Consider the following 25013-nt stretch of genomic DNA (forward strand, 5'->3'; position numbering starts at 1 on the left):
CGTTTGTCGACTGCCTGGTCGAGGCTGTGCGTAAAACCCCTCACAGGGTTCTGTTACGCCGGTTATGGCCCGAACACTCGGGCCGGGGGATCCGGATATCAGCAGGGAGCATCCATGGACAACATCGTCGTCGCCGATAAGCAATCCGAAGTCGCCACTCAGAGCGCCTGGGGCAATATCAATCTCAAAGCACCAAGCGTCGTTCAGATACCGGTATCTCCCGACAAAGTGGCCACCGTTACCCAACGCGGGCAGGACCTGATCGTCACCCTGAAGTCGGGTGAAAAAGTCACCATCGGTAACTTCTTCGCCGTGGACCAGGCCGGCGTCGGCAGCGATATGGTCTTCGTCGGCGAAGACGGCACCCTGTGGCATGCCCAGTACGATGCGGCAGCGTTCACCGGTTTCACCTTCGAAGAAGTGGCCTCGCTGGACGAACTGGTTGCGGGCATCGGTACTGCAGGCAGCGCCATGCCAACTTGGGCGATTGCCGGGCTCAGCCTGCTCGGCGTGGGCGGCGCGGCAGCAGCGGCGGACAATGGAGGCGGGGGCAGCAGCGGCGGTTCCGACCCCGACACCAGCGCACCGGCCACGCCGATCGACCTGCTGGTTTCACCGGATGGCCTGCGTCTGACCGGCCGTGGCGAAGCAGGCACCACGGTGAACATCCGCGACGCCGCCGGCAACCTGATCGGCAGCGGCACAGTGGGTGCCGACGGCAACTTCGACGTGACGTTGAGTGCGCCGCAGATCAACAGCGAAAACCTTGATGTCACCCTGACCGACGCCGCCGGCAATGTCTCGGCGCCTGGCACTGTCACTGCGCCGGACGCAACGGCACCACTGGCGCCGACCGACCTGGCTATCAATGAACAGGGCACCACGCTCACCGGTCGTGCCGAGCCCGGCTCGACGGTTTCCGTACGAGGCGCAGGTGGCGTATTGCTGGGCACTGCTGTGGCCGGTGTCGACGGCCAGTTCAGCATCACTCTGCAACCGCCACAAATCGACGGCCAGGCCCTGGAGATCAGCGCCGCAGACGCGGCTGGCAATAGCTCGCCAGTTGCCAGCATCACGGCACCGGACGTCGACACCCCTGATACTACAGCCCCTGAACAACCGACCAACCTGGCCCTGGCCGATGGCGTCACCTTCACCGGTCGCGGTGAGCCCGGCGCTACCGTGCAGATACGCGATGCCGGCGGTGCTGTCATCGGTACTGGTGTCGTCGGGGCCGACGGCCTGTTCAGCCTCACCCTGTCGCCGGCCCAGGCCAATGGTGAAGCACTCGACGTGCGTCTGGTGGATGCCGCCGGTAACAGCTCTACCCCACTGCAATTCGATGCGCCGGACATTACCCCGCCCGATGCGGTGAGCAGCATTGCCGTCGACGCTGACGGCCTGGCCCTGAGCGGTCGCGGCGAACCCGGCGCCACTGTCGAAGTGCGCGACGCCAATGGCACCGTGATCGGCACAGGTGTTGTGGGAGCCAATGGCACCTTCCTGATTGATCTGGATCCGGCGGTGCAGCCGGGCGAGCAGTTGAGTCTGGTACAGGCCGACCCAAGCGGCAATGCGTCCGTGGCTACCGAGTACGACGTCCCACTGACCTCCGCGCCCGACAGCCCAAGCAATCTGGCCATCGATGCTGATGGCATCACCCTCACCGGTACCGCGCCAGCCGGCAGCCGTGTGCAGGTGCATGATGCCAACGGCACGTTGATTGGCAGTGCCATTGCCAACGCCGATGGCAGCTTCAGCATCGAACTGAATCCCGCACAAGCCAACGGCGAACTGCTGGACGTGGTCGCCATCGATGACGGCGGCGTTTCCTCACTGCCCACCCAGATCACCGCCCCCGACATCACCGCCCCTGCCGCACCGACCGAGTTGGTGATCAATGCCGACGGCAGCGTGGTCACCGGCCGCGCCGAACCGGGCAGCACCGTACGCGTGCTGGCCGCCGACGGCACCACTGTGCTGGGTAGCGTGGCAGTGGGCGCTACCGGCAGCTTCAGCATCACCCTCGACCCGCCACAGGTAGACGGCGAGGTGCTGCAAGTCACCGCCACCGATGTGGCAGGCAACGCCTCCACCGCCGGCAACCTTACCGCGCCGGACATCGACGGCGGCGACACAACGCCACCGGAGACCGCGACCAATCTGGTGATCGGCCTTGCCGGCAGCCAACTCAGTGGTCGAGGCGAAGTGGGCACCACCGTGCAGGTGCGTGACGCGGCCGGCAACATCCTCGCGACTGGCACCGTCGACGCGGATGGCACTTTCACCGTCACCCTGGACCCTGCCGTGAACGACGGCAGCACCTTGCAGGTCACCCTCACCGACGCCGCCGGCAACGTATCGCAACCGGGCTCGGTCACCTCGGCAGACCTGCTGCCGCCCGCACAACCGACCGACCTGGCACTGGCCGATGGCGTCACCTTCACCGGTCGCGGTGAGCCTGGTGCTACCGTGCAGGTGCGCGATGCTGCCGGCAACCTGATTGGCACTGACTTGGTCAACGAAGACGGCACCTTCAGCGTCACGCTGTTCCCCGCCCAGGCCAATGGTGAAGCTCTGGACATTCGCGTGGTGGATGCCGCCGGCAACGCCTCGGTACCACTGCAATTCGATGCGCCGGACATCACCCCGCCTGAGGCGGTGAGCAACATTACGGTGGGCACTGATGGCCTGGCCCTGAGCGGTCGCGGCGAGCCCGGCGCCACCGTCGAAGTTCGCGATGCCAATGGCACCGTGATCGGCACGGGTGTTGTGGGAGCCAATGGCACCTTCCTGATCGATCTGGATCCGGCCGCGCAGCCGGGCGAGCAGTTGAGCCTGGTGCAGACCGACCCAAGCGGCAACGCTTCCGTGGCTACCGAGTACGACGTACCACTGACCACCGCGCCCGACAGCCCAAGCAATCTGGCCATTGATGCTGATGGCACCACACTCACCGGTACCGCGCCGGCTGGCACCCGTGTGGAAGTGCATGACGCCAACGGCACGCTGATTGGCACTGTGGTGGCTGGCCCCGACGGCAGCTTCACCGTACCCCTCGAGCCGGCCCAGGCCAACGGCGAACTGCTGGACGTGGTCGCCATCGATGACGGCGGCGTTTCCTCGCTGCCCACCCAGATCTCCGCCCCCGACATCACCGCCCCTGCCGCACCGACCGAACTGGCTGTGAGCGCAGACGGCAGCGTTATCACCGGCCGTGCCGAACCGGGCAGCACCGTGCGTATCCTGGCTGCCGATGGCACCGAACTGGGCGCTACCGTGGTCGGCCCGACCGGGGCGTTCAGCATCAACCTCACCCCACCGCAGATTGATGGTGAAGTCCTGCAGGCCACCGCGACCGATGCCGCTGGTAATGCCTCCGTAGCCAGCTCGGTCACCGCCCCGGACATCGATGGCGGCGATACCACCCCGCCTGAAGCCCCGACCAATCTGGTGATCGGCCTTGCCGGCAGCCAACTCAATGGCCGAGGCGAAGCCGGCACTGCCGTGCAGGTGCGTGACGCAGCCGACAACATCCTCGCAACCGGCACCGTCGCTGCAGATGGCACTTTCACCGTCACCCTGGACCCTGCCGTGAACGACGGCAGCACCTTGCAGGTCACCCTCACCGATGCCGCCGGCAACGTATCGCAACCGGGCTCGGTCACCTCGGTCGACCTGCTGCCGCCCGCACAACCGACTGACCTGGCCCTGGCCGATGGCGTCACCTTCACCGGTCGCGGCGAGCCCGGCGCTACCGTGCAGGTGCGCGATGTCGGCGGTGCTGTCATCGGTACTGGTGTCGTCGGAGCCGACGGCCTGTTCAGCCTCACCCTGTCGCCGGCCCAGGCCAATGGTGAAGCACTCGACGTGCGTCTGGTGGATGCCGCCGGCAACAGTTCGATACCGCTGGAGTTCACAGCCCCGGATATCACATCGCCCGATGCGGTCACCGACATCCTGGTCGGCCCAGGTGGCACGGCCCTGAGCGGTCGCGGCGAGCCCGGCGCCACCGTCGAAGTACGCGATGCCAATGGCACCGTGATCGGCACGGGTGTCGTGGGTGCCAATGGCACCTTCCTGATCGACCTCACCCCGACCGCACAGCCGGGCGAGCAATTGAGCCTGGTGCAGACCGACCCAAGCGGCAATGCGTCCGTGGCTACCGAGTACGACGTCCCACTGACCTCCGCGCCCGACAGCCCAAGCAATCTGGCCATCGATGCTGATGGCATCACCCTCACCGGTACCGCGCCAGCCGGCAGCCGTGTGCAGGTGCATGATGCCAACGGCACGTTGATTGGCAGTGCCATTGCCAACGCCGATGGCAGCTTCAGCATCGAACTGAATCCCGCACAAGCCAACGGCGAACTGCTGGACGTGGTCGCCATCGATGATGGCGGCGTTTCCTCACTGCCCACCCAGATCACCGCCCCCGACATCACCGCCCCTGCCGCACCGACCGAATTGGTGATCAATACCGACGGCAGCGTGGTCACCGGCCGTGCCGAACCGGGCAGCACCGTACGCGTGCTGGCCGCCGACGGCACCACTGTGCTGGGTAGCGTGGCAGTGGGCGCTACCGGCAGCTTCAGCATCACCCTTGACCCGCCACAGGTAGACGGCGAGGTGCTGCAAGTCACCGCCACCGATGTGGCAGGCAACGCCTCCACCGCCGGCAACCTTACCGCGCCGGACATCGACGGCGGCGACACAACGCCACCGGAGACCCCGACCAATCTGGTGATCGGCCTTGCCGGCAGCCAACTCAGTGGTCGAGGCGAAGTGGGCACCACCGTGCAGGTGCGTGACGCGGCCGGCGACATCCTCGCGACTGGCACTGTCGCCGAGGATGGCACCTTCACCGTCACCCTGGACCCTGCCGTGAACGACGGCAGTACTTTGCAAGTCACCCTCACCGACGCCGCCGGCAACGTATCGCAACCAGGCTCGGTCACCTCGGCAGACCTGCTGCCGCCCGCACAACCGACTGACCTGGCCCTGGCCGATGGCGTCACCTTCACCGGTCGCGGTGAGCCTGGTGCTACCGTGCAGGTGCGCGATGCCGGCGGTAACCTGATTGGCACCGGTGTCGCCGGGGCCGACGGCCTGTTCAGCCTCACCCTGTCGCCTGCTCAGGCCAATGGTGAAGCACTCGATGTACGTCTGGTGGATGCCGCCGGTAACAGCTCTGCTCCATTGCAATTCGATTCGCCGGACATCACTCCGCCTGAGGCAGTAACCAATATTGCCGTCGGCGCTGATGGCCTGGCCCTGAGCGGTCGCGGCGAACCCGGCGCCACCGTCGAAGTGCGCAATGCCAATGACGCCGTGATCGGCACGGGTGTTGTGGGAGCCAATGGCACCTTCCTGATCGATCTGGATCCGGCCGCGCAGCCGGGCGAGCAGTTGAGCCTGGTGCAAACCGACCCAAGCGGCAATGCTTCCGTGGCTACTGAGTACGACGTCCCACTGACCACCGCGCCCGACAGCCCGAGCAATCTGGTCATCGATGCTGATGGCACTACCCTGACCGGTAACACGCCGGCCGGCAGCCGCGTGGAAGTGCATGACCCCAACGGCACGCTGATTGGCAGTGTGGTGGCTGGCCCCGACGGCAGCTTCACCGTAACCCTCGACCCGGCCCAGGCCAACGGCGAACTGCTGGACGTGGTCGCCATCGATGATGGCGGCGTTTCCTCACTGCCCACCCAGATCACCGCCCCCGACATCACCGCCCCTGCCGCACCGACCGAATTGGTGATCAATACCGACGGCAGCGTGGTCACCGGCCGTGCCGAACCGGGCAGCACCGTACGCGTGCTGGCCGCCGACGGCACCACTGTGCTGGGTAGCGTGGCAGTGGGCGCTACCGGCAGCTTCAGCATCACCCTCGACCCGCCACAGGTAGACGGCGAGGTGCTGCAAGTCACCGCCACCGATGCAGCAGGCAACGCCTCCACCGCCGGCAGCCTTACTGCTCCGGACATCGATGGCGGCGACACAACGCCTCCGGAGGCCCCGACCAACCTGGTGGTCAACACTGCCGGTAGCCAGCTGACCGGTCGCGGTGAAGCCGGTTCCAGCCTTCAGGTGCGCGATGGCGCAGGCACCGTGGTTGCCACGGGCACGGTCAACCCAGATGGCACCTTCGCCATCACCTTGAACCCGGCCATCACCGATGGCAGTACCCTGCAAGTGACCCTGACCGACGCTGCCGGCAATGTCTCGCAACCCGGTTCAGTCGCCGCGCCAGACTTGCAGTCCCCGGCGCAGCCAACCGAGCTGGCCTTGGTTGATGGTGTGACCTTCACCGGCCGCGGCGAGCCCGGTGCCACCGTACAGGTGCGCAATGCCATCGGCAGCCTGATCGGCACAGGCCTGGTCAACGAAGACGGCACCTTCAGCGTCACGCTGTTCCCCGCCCAGGCCAATGGTGAAGCACTGGACATTCGCGTGGTGGACACCGCCGGCAATAGTTCGACGCCGCTGGCGTTCACTGCACCGGACATCACGCCGCCAGCTACTGTCAGCAACATCGTGGTCGGCGCCGATGGCCTGGTGCTCAGTGGCCGGGGCGAAGCGGGTGCTACCGTACAAGTACGTGATGCCAACGGCACTGTCATCGGTACCGGCACCGTCGGCGCCAACGGCACCTTCGAGGTCGACCTGGACCCGGCTGCCCAGCCGGGCGCTCAGTTGAGCCTGGTGCAAACCGATGCGAGCGGCAACGCCTCCGAGGCCCTGCAATATGAAGTTCCGGTAACCACTGCGCCCGCCAGCCCAAGCGACCTGGTAGTTGCTGAGAACGGCGTCAGCATCACCGGTACAGCCCCGGCAGGCAGCCGCGTGGAAGTACACGATGCCAACGGCACACTGGTCGGCAGTGTCGTGGCAGGTGTCGATGGCACCTTCACCGTCATCCTCAACCCGGCCCAGGCCAACGGCGAATTGCTGGACGTGGTGGCCATCGACGGCAGCGGCGCTACATCGCTACCCGTGCAGGTCACCGCACCGGACATCACCCCGCCGGTCACCCCGAGCGAACTGGTGATCAATGCCGACGGCAGCGTGGTCACCGGCCGCGCTGAAGTGGGCAGCACCGTGCGTGTGATGGCCGCCGATGGCACCACCGTGCTGGGTAGTGTGGTGGTCGACGCCACTGGCAGTTTCAGCATCCCCCTCGACCCGCCACAGGTAGACGGCGAGGTGCTGCAAGTCACCGCCACCGATGCGGCAGGCAACACCTCCACGGCTGGCGACATCACCGCGCCGGACATCGACGGTGGCGACATCACCCCACCGGATGCCGCGACCAACCTGGTAGTCGACCTGGCCGGCGCCCAGCTCAATGGTCGCGGCGAAGCCGGTGCCAGCGTGCAGGTGCGCGATGCCCAGGGCAATGTACTGGCCAGCGGCTCGGTCAACCCGGACGGTACCTTCCAGATCACCCTCGACCCACCGGTGAAAGATGGCAGCAACCTGCAAGTGGTGCTGACTGATGCCAGCGGCAATGCTTCTGCACCGGCGTCGGTGGCTACCCCGGACTTGCAGGCCCCGGCCCAGCCGACCGGCCTGGCCTTGGCCGACGGCGTGACCCTGAGCGGCAACGGCGAGCCTGGCACGACAGTGCAGGCCTTCGATGCCTCGGGCAACTTGCTCGGCACTGGTCTGGTCAATGAAACCGGCAGCTTCAGCATTACCCTGTCGCCAGCCCAGGCCAATGGCGAAATCCTCGATATCCGTCTGGTCGATACCGCCGGCAATGTCTCTTCACCCCTACAGTTCGATGCCCCGGACATCACCGCACCTGCCGTGGTCAGCAACATTGTGGTCGGCGCCGACGGCCTGACCCTGGGCGGTCGCGGCGAAGCCGGTGCAACTGTCGAGGCGCGCGATGCCAATGGCACGCTGATCGGTACCGGCACAGTGACCGCGAACGGGACTTTCCTGATCGACCTCGATCCAGCTGCGCTGCCGGGTGAACGCCTGAGCCTGGTACAGACCGACCCGAGCGGCAACGCCTCTGAAGCGCTGACCTACGACGTGCCACTGGTGGTCACGCCTACCAGCCCGAGCGAACTGGTCGTGGCCGCCGATGGCAGCAGCATCAGCGGCTCTGCTCCGGCAGGCAGCCGTGTGGAAGTGCATGATGCCAACGGCACGCTGGTCGGTAGCATCGTGGTGGGGGCTGAAGGCACCTTCACCGTGGTGCTCACACCAGCCCAGGCCAATGGCGAGTTGCTGGACGTGGTGGCGATCGACAACAACGGCACCTCGTCGTTGCCGGTGCAGGTCGCCGCACCAGACATCACCCCGCCTGTGGCACCCAGCGATCTCGCAATCAGTGGCGATGGTAGCGTCGTCAGTGGCCGCGCCGAATCAGGCAGCACCGTCCGTGTGCTGGCCGCCGACGGCACCACGGTGTTGGGCAGTGTCGTGGTGGGGGCCAGCGGCGCTTTCAGCATCGACCTCACTCCGCCACAAGTGGCAGGCGAGCAGTTGCAGGTGACGGCCACCGATGCCGCAGGCAACGCCTCCACGGCCGGTAGCGTCACCGCACCGATCGTGGACAACGGCGGCGACACCACACCGCCGGAGCCCGCTACCGAGCTGGCCATCAGTAACGATGGCCGCACAGTCTCCGGGCGCGGCGAAGCGGGCGCCACCGTGGAGGTGCGCAACGATCAGGGGCAGGTGCTGGTGAGCGGCACCGTTCAGCCCGATGGCAGCTTCAATGTACAACTGCCCACCCCGGTGGTGGATGGCTCGTCCCTGCAAGTGACCCTGACCGACGCCGCCGGCAACGTCTCTACACCTACCCCGCTGACAGCGCCGGACCTGGTGGCACCGCTGCAACCAACCGACCTGGTACTGAGCAATGGCGACAGCCTGGTCGGCACTGCAGAAGCAGGCGCCCGAGTGGAGGTTGAAGATGCCTCGGGCAACCTGATCGGTAGCGCCATTGCCGAGCCGGATGGCAGCTTCAGCCTGACCCTCGACCCGCCACAGGCCAATGGCGAAACCTTGTCCATCACGGTGATTGATGCAGCAGGCAACACTTCGGTGCCGCTGAGCTACGTGGCCCCGGACATTACCGCGCCAGCGATCGTCGCCGACGTGGTGGCAGGCGATGGCAGCCTGGCCGTCTCGGGCCGTGGCGAGCCCGGTGCCACGGTGGAAGTGCGTGATGCCCAAGGTGCAGTCATCGGTACCGGCACCGTGGCGCCAAACGGCACCTTCGTGGTCGATCTGGAGGCACCGCTGGCCGCCGGAGAGAACCTCGTGCTGGTGCAGACTGATGCCGCCGGCAATACCTCGGCAGCGGTCAGTGTGACCGTTGCCGATACACCGCTGCCCGAAAGCCCGAGCGGCGTGGTGGTGGCCGGCGACGGCTCCAGCGTTTCCGGTACCGCACCGGCAGATACGCAGGTGCAAGTGCGTGACGCGCAGGGCAATGTCCTGGGCAGCGTCCAGGCCGGCCCGGATGGCAGCTTCACCATCGGCCTGACCCCCGCACAGGCCAACGGCGAGGCACTGGATGTCGTGGCGATTGACGGCGCTGGCAACAGTTCGCTGCCTACCCAGATCACCGCCCCCGATATCACCCCGCCCAATGAAGCCAGCGAACTGCAACTGAACGCCGAGGGCGACCTGCTCACCGGTCGCGGTGAACCGGGCACCACCGTGCAAGTCATCAGCGCCGACGGTACTGTGCTGGGCAACGCCCAGGTCGGTGCCGACGGTGTGATCAGCGTGGTCCTGAACCCACCGCAGACCGACGGCCAGGAACTGGACGTGGTATTGCGCGACCCGGCTGGCAACACCTCGACCGCCACCATCGTGGCGCCCGATACCGACGGCCCGCTGCAACCCTTCGGGCTGGCCATCGATACCGCTGGCATTCACCTCACAGGCCAAGGTCAAAGCGGCTCCATCGTCACCGTGCGTGACGCCGAAGGCAACGTGCTGGGCACTGCCACCGTGGGCGGTGACGGCCGATTCGACGTCACCCTCAACGCGCCACAACGCAATGGCGAAAGCCTGACCGTGGAAGCTACCGATAACCTGGGCAACAGCGCAGGGCCAGTGGACTTCACTGCACCCGACTCTACCCCACCGCAAGTGGTCACCAGCCCGGCCATCGACGGCACCGGCACCACGATCACCGGCAACGGCGAACCAGGTGCTACTGTCACCGTGCGCGGACCGGACGGCAGCGTGCTGGGCAGCACAGTGGTCGGCGCTGGCGGCGCTTTCGAAATTACCCTCGACACGCCGCAGACCAACGGCCAGGCTCTGACCGTGGAGCAACGCGACGCGGCCGGCAACCTGTCGGCGGCGGTCGACCTGTTGGCACCGGATACCCAGGCACCCGATAGCCCCACCGATTTGGTCCTGGCTGGCGACGGCAGCAGCCTGAGCGGCAGCGGCGAGCCGGGTGCGCAGGTGACCGTGACCGGCACTGGCGGCGCAGTACTGGGCACCGCAACGGTCCAGCCCGATGGCACCTTCCAGGTGGCAATCGACCCGCCACAGCTCAATGGCCAGACGCTGTCTGTCACTCAGGCGGACAATAGCGGCAACGGCTCGCCCGCTGGCACCGTGACCGCACCTGACCTCGAGGCACCGCTGCCGGCGCAAGGTCTGGGCCTTGACCCTACCGGCACACTGCTCAGCGGGCAGGGCGAGGCAGGCAGCACCGTAGAGGTACGCAACGCTGCGGGCGACCTGCTAGGCACCCTCCCGGTGAATGCAGACGGCACGTTCGAAGTGGCACTCTCCCCCGCACAGACCAACGGTGAAGTGCTGTCGGTGGTGCTGATCGATGGCGGTGGCAATGCCTCGCCGTCGGCCACTTTCACCGCTGACGACAGCACTGCGCCAGCTGCGCCTGCCGACCTCACGATCACCTCGGGCGGCAACGCCATCCAAGGTACAGGTGAAGCTGGCTCCACGGTGGAAGTGAAGCTTGCCGACGGCACGTTGGTCGGCACCACCGTCGTGCCCGCTGGCGGTAGCTTCACGGTCCCACTGTCGCCCGCACAGCTGGACGGCCAGCCCCTGGATGTGACGCTGACCGATGCGGCCGGCAACATTTCGCAGCCCAGCCAGATCATTGCGCCAGACATCACGCCACCGGCACTGCCCACCGACGTTGCAGTCAACGGCGATGGCACCGCTGTGACCGGTAACGCACCGGGCGCCAGTTCGGTGACTGTGAGCGATGAGGCCGGCAACGTAATTACCGTTGCGGTCAACCCGGATGGCAGCTTCAGCGTGCCGTTGGATACCCCGCAGAACAACGGCCAGACCGTGACCGTGGTGGTGACGGACGCAGCCGGCAACGATTCGGCACCGGTCTCTGTGACTGCGCCGGACACAACCAACCCGGAGCCCGCCACCGGCCTTACCGTAAGCCCGGACGGCAGCTCGGTCGGCGGCACAGCCGAACCTGGCAGCACAGTGGAAATCCGCAACCCGGATGACACCGTGCGCGGCACTGTAACTGCAGGGCCGGACGGCACCTTCGTGATACCGGTCGACCCACCCCTGGCATCAGGCGAAACCGTCGATGTGGTGGTGATCGATCCTGCCGGCAACGAATCGCCTGAAATACCACTGACTGGCCCGACAGGTGCCGAAGTGGCCACGCCTTCGGCCCTTGCCATCAGCGCCGACGGCTTTTTGCTGACCGGTCAAGGTACGGTCGGCTCGCTGATTACCGTGACCTCCGGGGGCGCCACCCTGGGCAGCGCTACGGTCGGCAGCGACGGCACTTTCCGAGTGTTCTTCCAGGACGCCCAGCTCAACGCCCAGACCTTGCAGGTCAGTGCCAAGGCTACCGCCGATGGCCAACCTTCGGTGCCGGCCATTATCGTGGCCAATGACACCACGGCACCTGACGCGCCGACGCAGGTAAACCTCAACGCCACCGGCAGTACGCTGACCGGCCAAGGCGAAGTGGGCGCAACCGTGCGCGTGACAGACGCACAAGGCACCTTGCTGGGGACTGCAACCGTGGACAGCAATGGCCTGTTCAGCGTCAGCTTCTCGCCGGCCGTGGCCAATGGGCAGAACCTGATCGTGACCCAGGCTGATGCTGCAGGTAACGTTTCGCTCGCGGCCACCCTGCAAGCGCCTGACCTGCAGGCACCACTGGCGGCCAGCAACCTCAGCCTCAACAGCGCAGCCACCGTGCTCAGCGGCCAGGGCGAGGCCGGTGCCAGCGTCACCGTGCGCGATGCCAGCGGCGCCATCCTCGCCACTGGCACCGTCAACCAGAGCGGCCAGTTCCAGATCACCCTGCCCAGCGCGCAGGTCACCGGTAGCCCGCTACAGGTCACCCTCAGCGATGCCGCGGGCAATGTGTCAGGCCCGGCCAGCCTGGCCACGCCAGACCACACACCGCCGGCGGCCATCAGTAACCCGGTGTTGAGCCAGGACGGCCGCCAGCTTTCCGGCAGCGGTGAAGCGGGCGCCACGGTACAGGTACGCAATGCCGCCGGCGCCTTGCTCGGCACAGCCACGGTGGGCGCAGACGGTCGCTTCACGGTGACCTTCGACACGCCACAAGCAAACGGCCAGGTCATCGGCGTGACGCAAGTGGATGCCGCCAGCAACACCTCGCCTGCGATCAATGTGACAACCCCAGACCTGACCCCACCCGCGCCTTTGACCAACGTGGTGCTGAACAGCAACGGCCTGACCCTGACCGGCCTGGGCGAAGCCGGTGCCACGGTCACCGTTCACGGCCCGGACGGGACCATCATCGGCACCGGCCTGGTAGCGGCCAATGGCAGCTTTACCCTCACCCTGAACAGCGCCCAGCTCAACGCCCAGCTCCTGAGCGTTACGCAGACCGACGCGGGCAACAACACCTCCACCGCCGTGGCGGTCACCGCACCGGACTTCACCCCGCCTACGGCACCGACAGCACTCGCCCTGTCGGGTACCGGGCTGCAACTGACCGGTAACGCCGAAGCCAACAGCACCGTGACCGTACGCGATGCCAGCGGCAATGTGCTGGGCACAGCGGTAGCGGGCAGCAACGGCACCTTCCAGGTCACCCTGAACAGTGCCCAGACCAATGGCCAGACGCTGCAGGTAACCGCCACCGACGCAGCCGGCAACGTGTCGCCGGCCGCACCTTACACCGCAGCCGACACCACGCCGCCGGCTGCCGTGACCAACCTGGCGGTGTCCGCCAATGGCGCCACCCTCACCGGCGATGGCGAAGCAGGCGCAACTGTGACCGTACGGGCACCAGACGGTACCGTGCTAGGCAACGTTACAGTGGCGGCTGACGGTCACTTCAGCGTGTCCCTGTCGCCGACAGCGATCACGGGTGAAAGCCTGAGCGTGGTCCAGGTCGATGCCGCACAGAACGTCTCCCCGGCACAAAGCGTGACTGCGCCAGGGGTGCTGGCACCGGCCACGCCGGACAACCTGATATTGGCCGCCGACGGCTTGTCAGTGACCGGCACCGCTGAGGCGGGCAATACAGTCAAGGTCTACGGCCCCAACGGCGTATTGCTCGGCAGCAGCCCGGTCGGTAACGATGGCACGTTCACTGTCAATCTGGGCAGTGCACAGGCCAATGGCGAAGTGCTGCAGGTCAGCGCAACGGGCACCGATGGCACCGTATCGCTGCCCGCTACCCTACAGGCACCGGACACCACGGCACCGCAGCCACTGACCAACCTGGTGTTGTCCAACGACGGCCTGATACTCAGTGGCCGCGGTGAAGCAGGTGCCACCGTTACCGTGCTTGGCGAAGGCGGTATCGACCTGGGCACTGCCGTGGTCGATGCCAATGGCGACTTCAACGTCGACCTGAGCGCCGCTCAAGTCAACGGCGAACAGCTCAGCGCCAGCCAGTCCGATGTGGCCGGCAACGAGTCCAACAGCGTCAGCCTGACAGCCCCTGACCGCGTCGCGCCGGATGCTGCCGGCAACCTGGCCTTCGCCGGGGGTGGCAGCTTGCTGAACGGTACCGGCGAAGCAGGTGCCGCCGTGCGTGTGCTCGCCGCTGATGGTTCGGTGCTGGGCAGTGCAACGGTGCGCGCCGACGGCACCTTCCAGGTCAACCTCGCATCGCCGCAGGCCAACGGCCAACAGGTGCAAGTGGTGCTGACCGATGCGGCTGGCAACCAGTCTGCCGCCAGCGCCATCACCGCACCCGATACCACACCGCCAACGGCACCAGGCGAACTGGCCGTTTCCGGTGATGGTGTCACCCTCACCGGCCGCGGCGAAGTAGGCGCGCTGGTGACCGTGACCAACCCGGCAGGCGAGGAAATCGGCAGCGCCACCGTCGATGCCAGTGGCCACTTCACCATCACGCTGAACCCGGCGCTGGGCAACGCCGAGCTGCTCAGCTTCACCCAGACCGATGCGGCCGGCAACGTGTCGGCAGTGGCAACTCTGCAAACCCCGGACTTCACTCCACCCGACCCGCTCACCCTGGTGGTGATCAACGCCGACGGCAGTGTGGTCAGCGGCCTGGGCGAGGCCGGCGCCACAGTAATCGTCAGTAATGCAGCCGGTACCGTACTGGGCACGGGTATCGTGCTTGCTGATGGCAGTTTCAGCGTCGAGCTGTCACCTGCACAAATCAACAACCAGACACTGTCGGTGCTGCAGGCCGACCCACCCGGCAACGTCAGCCTGCCGGTCAACGTACAGGCGCCGGACCTTACGCCGCCAGCTGCTGCAACAGAGCTGCAGCTCAATGCGGCAGGTGACGAGCTGGGCGGTATCGGCGAAGTGGGCGCCACCGTGCGCGTGTACGTCGGCACCACGCAGGTCGGTACCGGCACAGTGGGCGCCGACGGGACCTTCATCGTCGAGCTGGATGCAGCGCAGCTCAATGGCCAGGTGCTGCAGGTAACCCTGACCGACGCAGCCGAGAACATCTCGCCAATCAGTTCGGTCACGGCGGCGGACACCACACCACCTGCCACCGTGATCGCCGTCATCAACGACAGCGGTACCCAGATGACCGGTACCGCCGAAGCCGGCACCCGCGTCACCGTGGTCAACAACAACGGCGACCTGCTGGGCCAGGTAACGGTGGAACCGGACGGCACCTTCGTCCTTGACCTGAACCTCCCGCAAATCAACGGCGAAACGCTGACCATCGTCGCCCAGGACGCCACTGGCAACCCGTCGGTACCACTGGCAGTGACTGCGCCAGACCTGACCCCACCAGTGCAGCCGACCGACCTGCTGCTCAACGCAGCCGGTACATCGATGACGGGTACGGCCGAAGCCGGCACCACCATCACGGTATGGGGCCCGGACAACAACATCGTGGGCACGGTGGAAGTGGATGAGAACGGCCAGTTCACTGTGCCGATCAGCCCGGCACAGAACAATGGCCAGTTGCTGACGGTGGTGTCCACGGATGATGCCGGCAACGCTTCGGTGGCGGTCCCTTACCAGACCAACGACACCTCGCCACCCGACCTGGTGACCAACCTGGCGATCAACAACACCTTCAACGTGCTGACCGGCAAAGGCGAAGCCAATGCCACGGTCACCGTCAGCCTCGACGGAAGCGTGATCGGCACCGGCGTGGTGGATGCCGCTGGCAACTTCCAGATAACGCTGGTGCCGGCGGCGGGCTCGCTCGCCACCCTGGAAGTGACACAGTCCGACGGTATCAATACGTCTGCGGTCGCGACCTACGTCACACCCTTGATCGCACCACCCGTGCCGCCAACCGACGTGACCTTGGGCAGCGACGGCCTGACCCTGACAGGCAGTGCACCAAGCGGTGTGGGCATTCGCGTGTACGATGCCGCAGGCAACCTGATCGGTACAGGCAGCGCAACCCTGGGCGGCTCCTTCACCCTGACGCTGGACGCAGCCCAGCTCAACGGCGAGCACATTTCGGTGACAGCGGTGGCACTGGTCGGCGGCGAATCGCAGCCGACCTTCCTGCAAGCAGCTGACATTACGCCACCGGCCAACCCGGTGGTGACCAGCCTCTCTGTCAATGGCCTGGTGCTGAGCGGCACGGGTGAAGCCGGTGCCACGGTGACAGTGCGTGATGCCAGCGACAATGTGCTCGGCACGGCTGTGGTGAATGGCGGTGGCGTGTTCACCGTCAACCTGAACGCCGCGCAGCTCAACGGCCAGGTTCTGGGCGTGAGCCAGGCTGACGCTGCAGGCAATGCGTCCGGCAGCACAAGCTACACCGCCGCAGACCTGCAGCCACCTGCTGCCCCTACCAACATCGCCATCGATGGCGCGGGCACCGTGCTTACCGGTAGCGGTGAAGCGGGCGCTACCGTTACCGTCCAGGGCCCGAACGGCCAGGTCGGTACCGGAGTGGTACAGGCCAACGGCACCTTCAGCATTACCCTGACCTCGCCACAGAACGACGGGCAACTGCTGGTGGTACGCCAGGCCGATGCTGCCGGCAACTTGTCCGCCAGCACCAGCCTGACTGCGCCGGACACCACCCCGCCAGCTGCCCCGCTGGCCACCATCAACGCCAACGGCACCTCGGTCAGTGGTTCTGGCCAGATCGGCAGCACGGTCACCGTGCGCAACAGCACCGGTACCGTACTGGGTACCGCAACGGTGGGCAGCAACGGCCTGTTCGTGGTCAGCCTGGCCGCGGCGCAGATCGACAACCAGGCGCTCAGCGTCACCCTCACCGACAGCACCGGTAACGTGTCCACAGGCACTGCGCTGACCGCACCGGACCTGACCCCGCCTGCGGCTGCCGGCAACCTGCTGTTCAGTGCCGATGGCAGTACCCTCACCGGTACGGGCGAAGTGGGTGCCACCGTAACCGTACGCAGCGCCGGCGGTACCGTGCTGCAAACCGCAACGGTGCAGGCGGACGGCACCTTCACCGTGACCCTGAGCCCGCCTCAGGACAACGGCCAGATCCTGTCTGTGACCCTCAGCGACCCGCGCGGCAACGTGTCGGGCAACGTCAACGTCACGGCACCGGATGTGGATGCCAACGCACCGGTCATCGCCAGTGACAACCTGGCCACGGCCACGGTCAACCTGGAAGCGGTCAGCGCCACGGAGACCTACACCGACAGCTTCACCACGCTGCTGTCGGGCTTCTCCAAGACCTACACCTGGACGGTGGCAGCAGGCAGCACGGCCGACCCTACCCTCACACTGACCACCAACAGCGTGCTGGCACTGCTCAACAACACCAGCTTCACCCTGCAGGTGAAGGACGCCAACGGCGCTTGGGTGACCATCGCCACCGGCAACACTCAGGGCCTGCTTGACCTGATCGTGCTGCCGATCGGCTTGCAGGTGGACATCGGCGTGCTGCAAGCCGGTGATTACCGACTGACCGTGGGCAGTGGCGGCATCGGCCTGGTCACCGAAGTGAGCACCACGCTGGACATCGTCTCCACCAGCCTGACCCAATTCACCGGCAGCGGCATTGCTACCTCCGGCAACGTCATTACCGACGTGGGTACCGATGGCGCGGTGGATGCCAGTGGCCCGGACAGCGCCGCCGTGCTGCAAGTACTAAAAGACGGCAGCTACGTCTCGGCCGGGACCGCCACGACGGTTCAGGGCCAGTACGGCACCCTGGTGATCAGTGCGGACGGCAGCTACACCTACACGCCCAACGGCAGCCCGAACAGTGTGGGCAAGGTGGATGTGTTCAGCTACCAGCTGGTGCACCCGAACGGCCTGTCCGATACCGCCAACCTGTACGTGCGCATCGACAGCCCGCAAGCCACGGAAATCTGGAGCGACACCAACTACGGAGCACCGGCCACGGTGGTCGACGCAGTCAACGACGTTGGTAGCAGCCAGGTCACCCTGGACAACCGCGTGGACACCAGCAGCAGTACGCTGGGCTCGCTGAACCTGCCATTGATCGGTACCCGTCAGGCCACCTACACCACCACGGTTGCCGCCGACACCACGGCCGACCTGCAGGTGGTGGTCAACTCCGCCAACCTGTTGAGCCTGCTCAACGGCACCACCATCGAGCTACTCAAGCTCAACCCGGCCACTGGCCAGTACGTTCTGGTGCAGTCGGTACCGGGTGGTTCGCTGATCAGCGTGCTGGGGGGTGGCGCCGGGTATACCTTCGAGAACCAGGGCGCCGGTGCCTACCAAGTCCGTGTCACCGCCGGCGGCATTGGCTTGCTCAGCTCCATCACCACCAGCCTGAACACCACCACAACGTACCTGACCGAGTTCGTGGTCAGTGGCGCGACAGCAGCCACCGGCAACCTGCTGACTGACGACAACATCGGTTCGGCCTTGACCGTGCTGAGCGTGCTGACAGCGGCCAACACCTACACCATCCCAGGCTACAACGGGGTGAGCGTGGCCGGCACCTACGGCACGTTGCTGGTGCATGCCGACGGCAGCTACACCTACACCCTCAACGCGGGGCTCACCTCGGCGGTGGTCGGCCAGCAAGACACCTTCACCTACGAGCTAAGCCACCCGAACGGCACCACCGACACCGCAACCCTGACCATCAACGTGGACGATGCTGCCGGCCTCACCACGACCACATCGCTGCTGGCCGATACCGGCGACGAATCAGTGGCACTCGCCAGCCTGGCAGCGGCCACCGACGTGATCGCCGGCACCGACGGCAACGACCAGCTCGATGGCAGCCAGGGTGGCCACATCACCCTGCAGGGAGGGGCGGGTGACGACACGCTGTTGGTAGTCGACCAGAACTTCGCCAGCGTCGATGGTGGCACAGGTACCGACACCCTGCTGTGGGGCGGCGGTGATGCCAGTATCGACTTGGGCAACCTGGCCGGGCGCGTGCACGACATCGAAATCCTCGACCTCAACGACACCAGTTCGGTGGCGCTCACCCTCAACCTGGGGGACGTCGTGGCAATCACCGAAACCGGTACCGACACACTGATCATCAAGGGGGACGACAAAGACTCGGTTCACATGACGGACAACTGGACGCTGGTCGGGAACCAAACTGCCGACGGCATCGACTATAACCAATACACGGCCCAGGAGGATCCAAGCCATCACCTGTGGGTACAAAACGGTATCCATGTGGTTTGAGGCCGCTGCAAACCCGCCGGGTGAATGCCCGGCGGCATGGATGACCAGCAGTAAGGGAACTATGTGAAGCGAAGCAGTCCGCTGTCACCGCTGTTGCTGGGAGCCTTCGGGTTCCTGGCCCTGAACTTCCACCCGGTTGCCCAGGCAGCCGATGATATAGACCCCCACCTGCGCCAGATCGGGCCATCTCTATTACGCGATGCGCCCGAAGCGGTGCCCGCCCGCCCCCCCACCGGCATGGCCCCGGTCGCCAGTGGCGAACGGCTGAGCCTTACCGACGCGGTGCTGCAGGCAGCGCAATGGCACCCGAGCATCGCTGAGGCCATCGGCAACCTTTACAAGCAGGGCGAAGGCATCAACGTCGCCCGTGCGGGGTACTACCCACAGATTTCCGGCGGTATCCGCACCGGTTATGACACCGGTTATGGCGGCGACCGCAATAGCCAGGCCCTGAACCTGTCGCTCAAGCAAATGCTCTATGATTTCGGCAAGGTCGACAGCGCCGTCAGTGCGGCCCAGGCTGCTGCCGCCCGCGCCCAGGCCAATATCCTGCTGGTGGTCGACGATCTGGCCCGCGACACAGCCTATGCCTGGATCGAAACCCGCCGCTACGAGCAACTGATGACGATTGCCCGCGACCAGATTCGCGGCGTGGGCGACATTGCCGGCATGGCCCGTCAGCGTAGCGACATGGGCGCCAGCACCCGTTCCGACGTGGTGCAGGCCGAGTCCCGCGTGGAAAGCGCCCGTGCCACCCTGGAGGAGTACCAGTCACAGTACGAGCGCTGGCGCTCGACCCTGGCGGCGCTGATGGGCCGCGTTACCCCTCCGGCACTGGCCGAGGGCTCACCCGCCGAGCTGAACCAGGCCTGCAAGCGCCCTGCACAGGGTGATGACCGCCTGCCCGCCGTGCTGATGGCCTTGGCCCAGCGCGCACAGGGCCAGGCCGAGCTGGCCCAGGCCAAAGCGGAGGCCTACCCCACCCTGTCGCTGCAACCGCAGGTCAATCATTACCTGGACGACGACTACAACCGCGATAACGCACGGCTGGACCGCACCCAGGCGGGCATCTACCTGAACGTCGAAGTCCCCATCTACCAAGGGGGCTCCATCAGCGCCCGTACCCGCGCGGCCAGCCACGCGCTGACCGCCGCCGACTCCGCCGAGGACGCCGCACGCCTGCAGGCGCGTCGGGGCCTGGCCGAGGCCATGGCGCAAACCTCCGGGCTGGGCCGCCGGCTGACCTCGCTGGAAGCACGCCAGGCCAGCATTCAGGAGGCACGCATGCTCTACGGGCGTCAGTACCTGGACCTGGGCACACGGCCACTGCTCGACCTGCTCAACGCCGAGCAGGAGATCTACCAGTCACGCTTCGAACTTGCCGGCACCCGCTCCGACCTGCTGCGCCTGGATGTCGACTGCCTGTACAACACCGGTGCCCTGCGCACGGCCTTTGGCCTTGAGGGGCGCAACCTGCAAGGTGTGGAGATCCAGCCATGAGTGATTCGATCGATGTGACCCTGCCCAACCAGGCGCCCGCGCCGGAGCAGGCCGCCGCGCACCGGCCAGACCTTGGCCCCTGGCTTGAGGTGATATTGCAGGTGGCGCACCACTACCGCCTGGACGTATCACCCCAGCGTATTCGCCTGGCCGCTGTGGAGGATGCCCGCCCGTTGAATGAAATCCTCCGCCACATGGCACGTCAGGCGGGGCTGGCACTGCGCTTCGTGCACTTCGATGCCAAGGGCCTGCGGCAATGGCGCACGCCGCTGGTGCTGGAGCTGGACGACGGGCAGTTGGCGGTGGTCGAGTCGGTGACCGAAGAGGATGACCTGGCGGTAGTGTTTGCCGGTGACCAGGGCCTGACTTCGCGCCTGCCCCGCGACACCCTGAAGGGCCGCATCAACCGCGTTGCCCTGCTGCGCCCGGCCCGGCCACTGCGCGATGTGCGCACCGACGACTACACCGCGCCTTACGACCGCCACTGGTTCGCCCGCATCGTACTGCGTGACCTGCGTCCCTATGGGCAGGTAATGGTCGCGTCACTGGTGGCCAACGTGCTGGCGCTGGCGGGCGTGCTGTTCTCGATGCAGGTGTACGACCGAGTGATACCGGCCGAATCCCTGCCCACCCTCTACGTCCTGTTTGGCGGTGTGGTGTTGGCACTGGTGTTCGACTTCAGCATGCGCCTGCTGCGGCTAAAGGTGACCGACCTGCTCGGCAAGCGCGCCGACCTGCGGGTGAGCGACCTGGTGTACGGCCATGCCCTGCGCCTGCGCAACTCGGTGCGGCCGAAGTCCACCGGCTCGTTCATCTCGCAATTGCGCGAGCTGGAATCGATCCGCGACCTGATCACGTCCAGCACCGCTACGGTGCTGGCCGACCTACCGTTCTTCCTGCTGTTCCTGTTCGTGTTCTGGCTGATCGGCGGCGTACTGGTGTTCATCCCGCTGGTCGCGCTGCTGGCCATGGTGTTGCCTGGGTTGCTTGCACAACGGCGCCTGGCACGGTTGGCTAACGCCTCGATGCGTGAGTCGGCGCTGCGCAACGCCATGCTGGTGGAAAGCATCCAGGGCCTGGACGAAATCAAGGCACTGCAGGCAGAGGCACGCTTCGAACGGCAGTGGAACCAGTACAACGCGGCCTGCGCGCACACCAACCTGCGCCTGCGCACCCTCACCAACAGCCTGGTGACCTGGACGCAGAACGTGCAAGGTGCAGTGTTTGCCGTGGTAATCGTGATCGGCGCCCCCATGGTCATCGCCGGCGACCTCACGACAGGTAGCCTGGTGGCGGCATCCATGCTTTCGTCGCGAATGATGGCACCGCTGGCCCAACTGACCCATGTGCTGACCCGCTGGCAGCAGGCCAAGGTCGCGCTGCAAGGCCTGGACAAGCTGATGCAGTCGCCGGTCGACCACCCCGAAGGCGAAGCCCGCGTGCACCTGCCGGCGATTCACGGCGAGTACCGCCTGCGCCAGGCCAACTTCCGCTACAGCGAAGAGTACCCGCCAGTGCTGAACATTGGCCGGCTGGATATCCAGCCGGGCGAGCGCATTGCCGTGCTGGGCCGCAACGGCGCCGGTAAATCAACCTTGCTGCAGGCGCTGGGCGGGGCCATGGACCTGGTACAGGGCGAGATCAGCCTGGACGGCATCGCAATGGCCCACCTCGACCCGGCTGACCTGCGCCGTGACGTCGGCCTGCTGCCGCAGTACGCGAGGCTGTTCCACGGCACCCTGCGGGAAAACCTCACCCTCGGCGCCGGCCAGGCCAGCGACCAGGAACTGGTGGCCGCGCTGGCCGCCACTGGCGCACTGGACTTCGTCCGCCGCCTGCCCAAGGGCATGGACCACTTGATCCTCGAAGGAGGCCTGGGCTTGTCTGGCGGTCAGCGCCAAGCCTTGGTGCTGTCGCGCTTACTGGTACGCCAGCCGCAGGTGCTGCTGCTGGACGAGCCGACCGCGTCACTGGACGACATGACCGAGCGCAAGCTGCTGGATAACCTGGAGCGCTTCTGTCAGGGCCGTACACTGGTGATCGCAACCCATCGCCTGAGCGTTCTGCAGCGGGTCGATCGGATCCTGGTGCTGGACGCCGGGCGTATTGTCATCGATGACACGCGCGATGCCGCGCTGGCCAAACTGCAAGGAGCCCAGGCATGAGCGACCATGAACTTCCAGCCTCCTACCTGGACGGGCAGGACGACCAGGCGGTATTCCGTGCCGGCCGCCTGATCACCCTGTGCGCGTTGATGCTGGCGGCGTTCCTGGCCTGGGCGGCCTGGTTCGAGGTGACCGAGGTGTCCACCGGCACAGGCAAGGTCATCCCCAGTTCGCGAGAGCAGGTAATCCAATCGTTCGAGGGCGGTATCGTCGCGCAGATGAGCGTGGCCGAAGGCGACTTGGTCGAGCGCGGCCAGGTGCTGGCCCAGCTCGACCCCACCAAGACGGCGTCGAGCGTTGGTGAAAGCGAAGCCAAGTACCGCGCTGCCAGGGCCAGCCAGGCCCGCCTGCAGGCAGAGGTGACCGGCAAGCCACTGACCTTTCCGGCGAGCCTGCGCGACTCTCCTGACCTGATCGATGCCGAAACCGCGCTGTACCAGACCCGCCGCCGCGGCCTGGAACAGACCCTGGCGGGTATTCAGGACTCGTTGCAGCTGGTGCGCAGCGAGCTGAAGATCACCGAGAGCCTGGCGAAGATGGGTGCCTCCAGCCGGGTCGAAGTGATCCGCCTGAACCGCCAGCGTTCCGAGCTGGAACTCAAGGCCAACGAGGCGCGCTCGGACTACCTGGTGCGCGCCCGGGAAGAACTGGCCAAGGCCAGCGCCGAAGCGGACGCCCTGTCGGAAGTGATCCGCGGGCGCAGCGACTCACTTACCCGCCTGACCTTGCGTTCGCCGGTGCGCGGCATTGTGAAGGACATCGAGGTCAACACCCTGGGTGGCGTGGTGCAGCCCGGTGGCCAGGTGATGAAGATCGTGCCGATGGACGAACGCCTGCTGATCGAAACCCGCATCGCGCCACGGGACATCGCCTTCATTCACCCCGAGCAGGCGGCCAAGGTCAAGATCAGTGCCTATGACTACTCGGTGTACGGCGGGCTGGACGGCAAGGTGGTGGGCATCTCGCCGGATACCCTGCAGGACGAGGTCAAACCGGAAATCTACTACTACCGCGTGTTCATCCGCACCGAACAGGACAGCTTGCAGAACAAGGCCGGCAAGCGCTTTGCGATCGTGCCAGGGATGATTGCCACGGTGGATATCCGAACGGGCGAGAAAACCATCCTCGATTACCTGATCAAGCCGCTGAACCGGGCCAAGGAAGCCCTGCGCGAACGCTGATCCAGGCGTTTACACACATCACTTGTGTGTGGGCATACCCGCTCCCACAGGGTCCCAAGCATTGCTGGGTTCTGCGCAAAATGTCTAAAGCCCGACCAAAACAGGCCGATAACCAGTTATCCCCCTGCACCCCACCGAAGGTCACCATGGCCACGCAAAATGCCCGCGCGGATTCGCTATCCCTGCTGCTGTTCACCCTGCGCAGCGGCAAGCTGATGGCAATCAACCTGCTCAAGGTCAGCGAGATCATCCCCTGCCCGCCGCTGACCAAGCTGCCCGAGTCGCACCCCCACGTAAAAGGCGTGGCAACCCTGCGCGGCCACTCGCTGTCGGTCATCGACCTGTCCCGCGCCATCGGCGAACAACCACTGGCCGACCCACAGGGTGGCTGCCTGATCGTTACCGAGATCAGCCGTTCGCGCCAAGGCCTGCATGTACAGGCGGTCAGCCGCATCGTGCATTGCCTGAGCACCGACATCAAACCGCCGCCCTACGCCTCGGGCACCCGCTCGTTCATCACCGGCGTGACGCGCGTCGACAATACCTTGGTGCAGGTGCTGGACATCGAAAAAGTCATACACGCCATCGCCCCGCCCGTCGCCGAGCCAGCACACGGCACCTTGAACGAAGAAGATGCCAGCCTGCTGGCCGCGGCCAATATCCTGGTGGTGGACGACAGCCAGGTGGCCTTGCAGCAGTCGGTGCACACCCTGCGCAACCTCGGTATCGAATGCCACACTGCGCGCAGCGCCAAAGACGCCATCAACGTGCTGCTGGAACTGCAAGGCACCGCGCAGGAGATCAACATCATCGTCTCCGACATCGAAATGAGCGAAATGGACGGCTACGCCTTCACCCGCACGTTGCGTGAAACCCCTGACTTCCAGCACCTGTACGTGCTGTTGCACACCTCGCTGGACAGTGCCATGAGCAGTGAAAAGGCGACCCAGGCCGGGGCCAATGCCATCCTTACCAAGTTCTCCTCGCCAGAACTGACCGATTGTCTGGTGGTGGCCGCGCGTACCGTGGTGTTCGCCGAGCACTGATATATTCAGCGACAAACTCCCCGGCTGGCCGCCGGGGGTGACTCGGGCATAATTCGCGCCCCTCGCAAGAA

5 protein-coding genes are annotated in these 25013 nt (G+C 65.9%); all 5 read left to right on the forward strand.

What is annotated here, in order from left to right; all coding sequences use genetic code 11:
• Positions 1-114 precede the first annotated feature (114 nt).
• The 5 genes from J3A98_RS20050 to J3A98_RS20070 all read left to right on the forward strand — a co-directional run bounded on the left by J3A98_RS20050 (position 115) and on the right by J3A98_RS20070 (position 24942).
• A complete protein-coding gene (locus J3A98_RS20050; protein WP_209967961.1) occupies positions 115-19050 on the forward strand; it encodes a BapA/Bap/LapF family large adhesin in 18936 nt (6311 codons plus the stop codon).
• Between the two features lie 63 nt (positions 19051-19113).
• Positions 19114-20550 carry a TolC family outer membrane protein gene (locus J3A98_RS20055; RefSeq protein ID WP_209967963.1) on the forward strand — a complete coding sequence of 479 codons (1437 nt, stop codon included), beginning with the start codon at positions 19114-19116 and terminating at the stop codon, positions 20548-20550.
• Complete coding sequence (locus J3A98_RS20060; protein WP_209967966.1) at positions 20547-22715, forward strand: type I secretion system permease/ATPase; 2169 nt, start codon at positions 20547-20549, stop codon at positions 22713-22715. The genes J3A98_RS20055 and J3A98_RS20060 overlap by 4 nt, the downstream gene beginning before the upstream one ends.
• Entirely contained in the window at positions 22712-23896 is a 1185-nt protein-coding gene (locus tag J3A98_RS20065; RefSeq protein ID WP_209967968.1) for an HlyD family type I secretion periplasmic adaptor subunit, read from the forward strand. The genes J3A98_RS20060 and J3A98_RS20065 overlap by 4 nt, the downstream gene beginning before the upstream one ends.
• Before the next feature lie 146 nt (positions 23897-24042).
• A complete protein-coding gene (locus tag J3A98_RS20070; protein WP_021781736.1) occupies positions 24043-24942 on the forward strand; it encodes a chemotaxis protein in 900 nt (299 codons plus the stop codon).
• Positions 24943-25013: the final 71 nt, after the last annotated feature.

The sequence above is a fragment of the Pseudomonas sp. BP6 genome, from assembly GCF_017875935.1.
In the GTDB taxonomy this organism is placed as follows: Bacteria; Pseudomonadota; Gammaproteobacteria; order Pseudomonadales; family Pseudomonadaceae; genus Aquipseudomonas; species Aquipseudomonas putida_Y.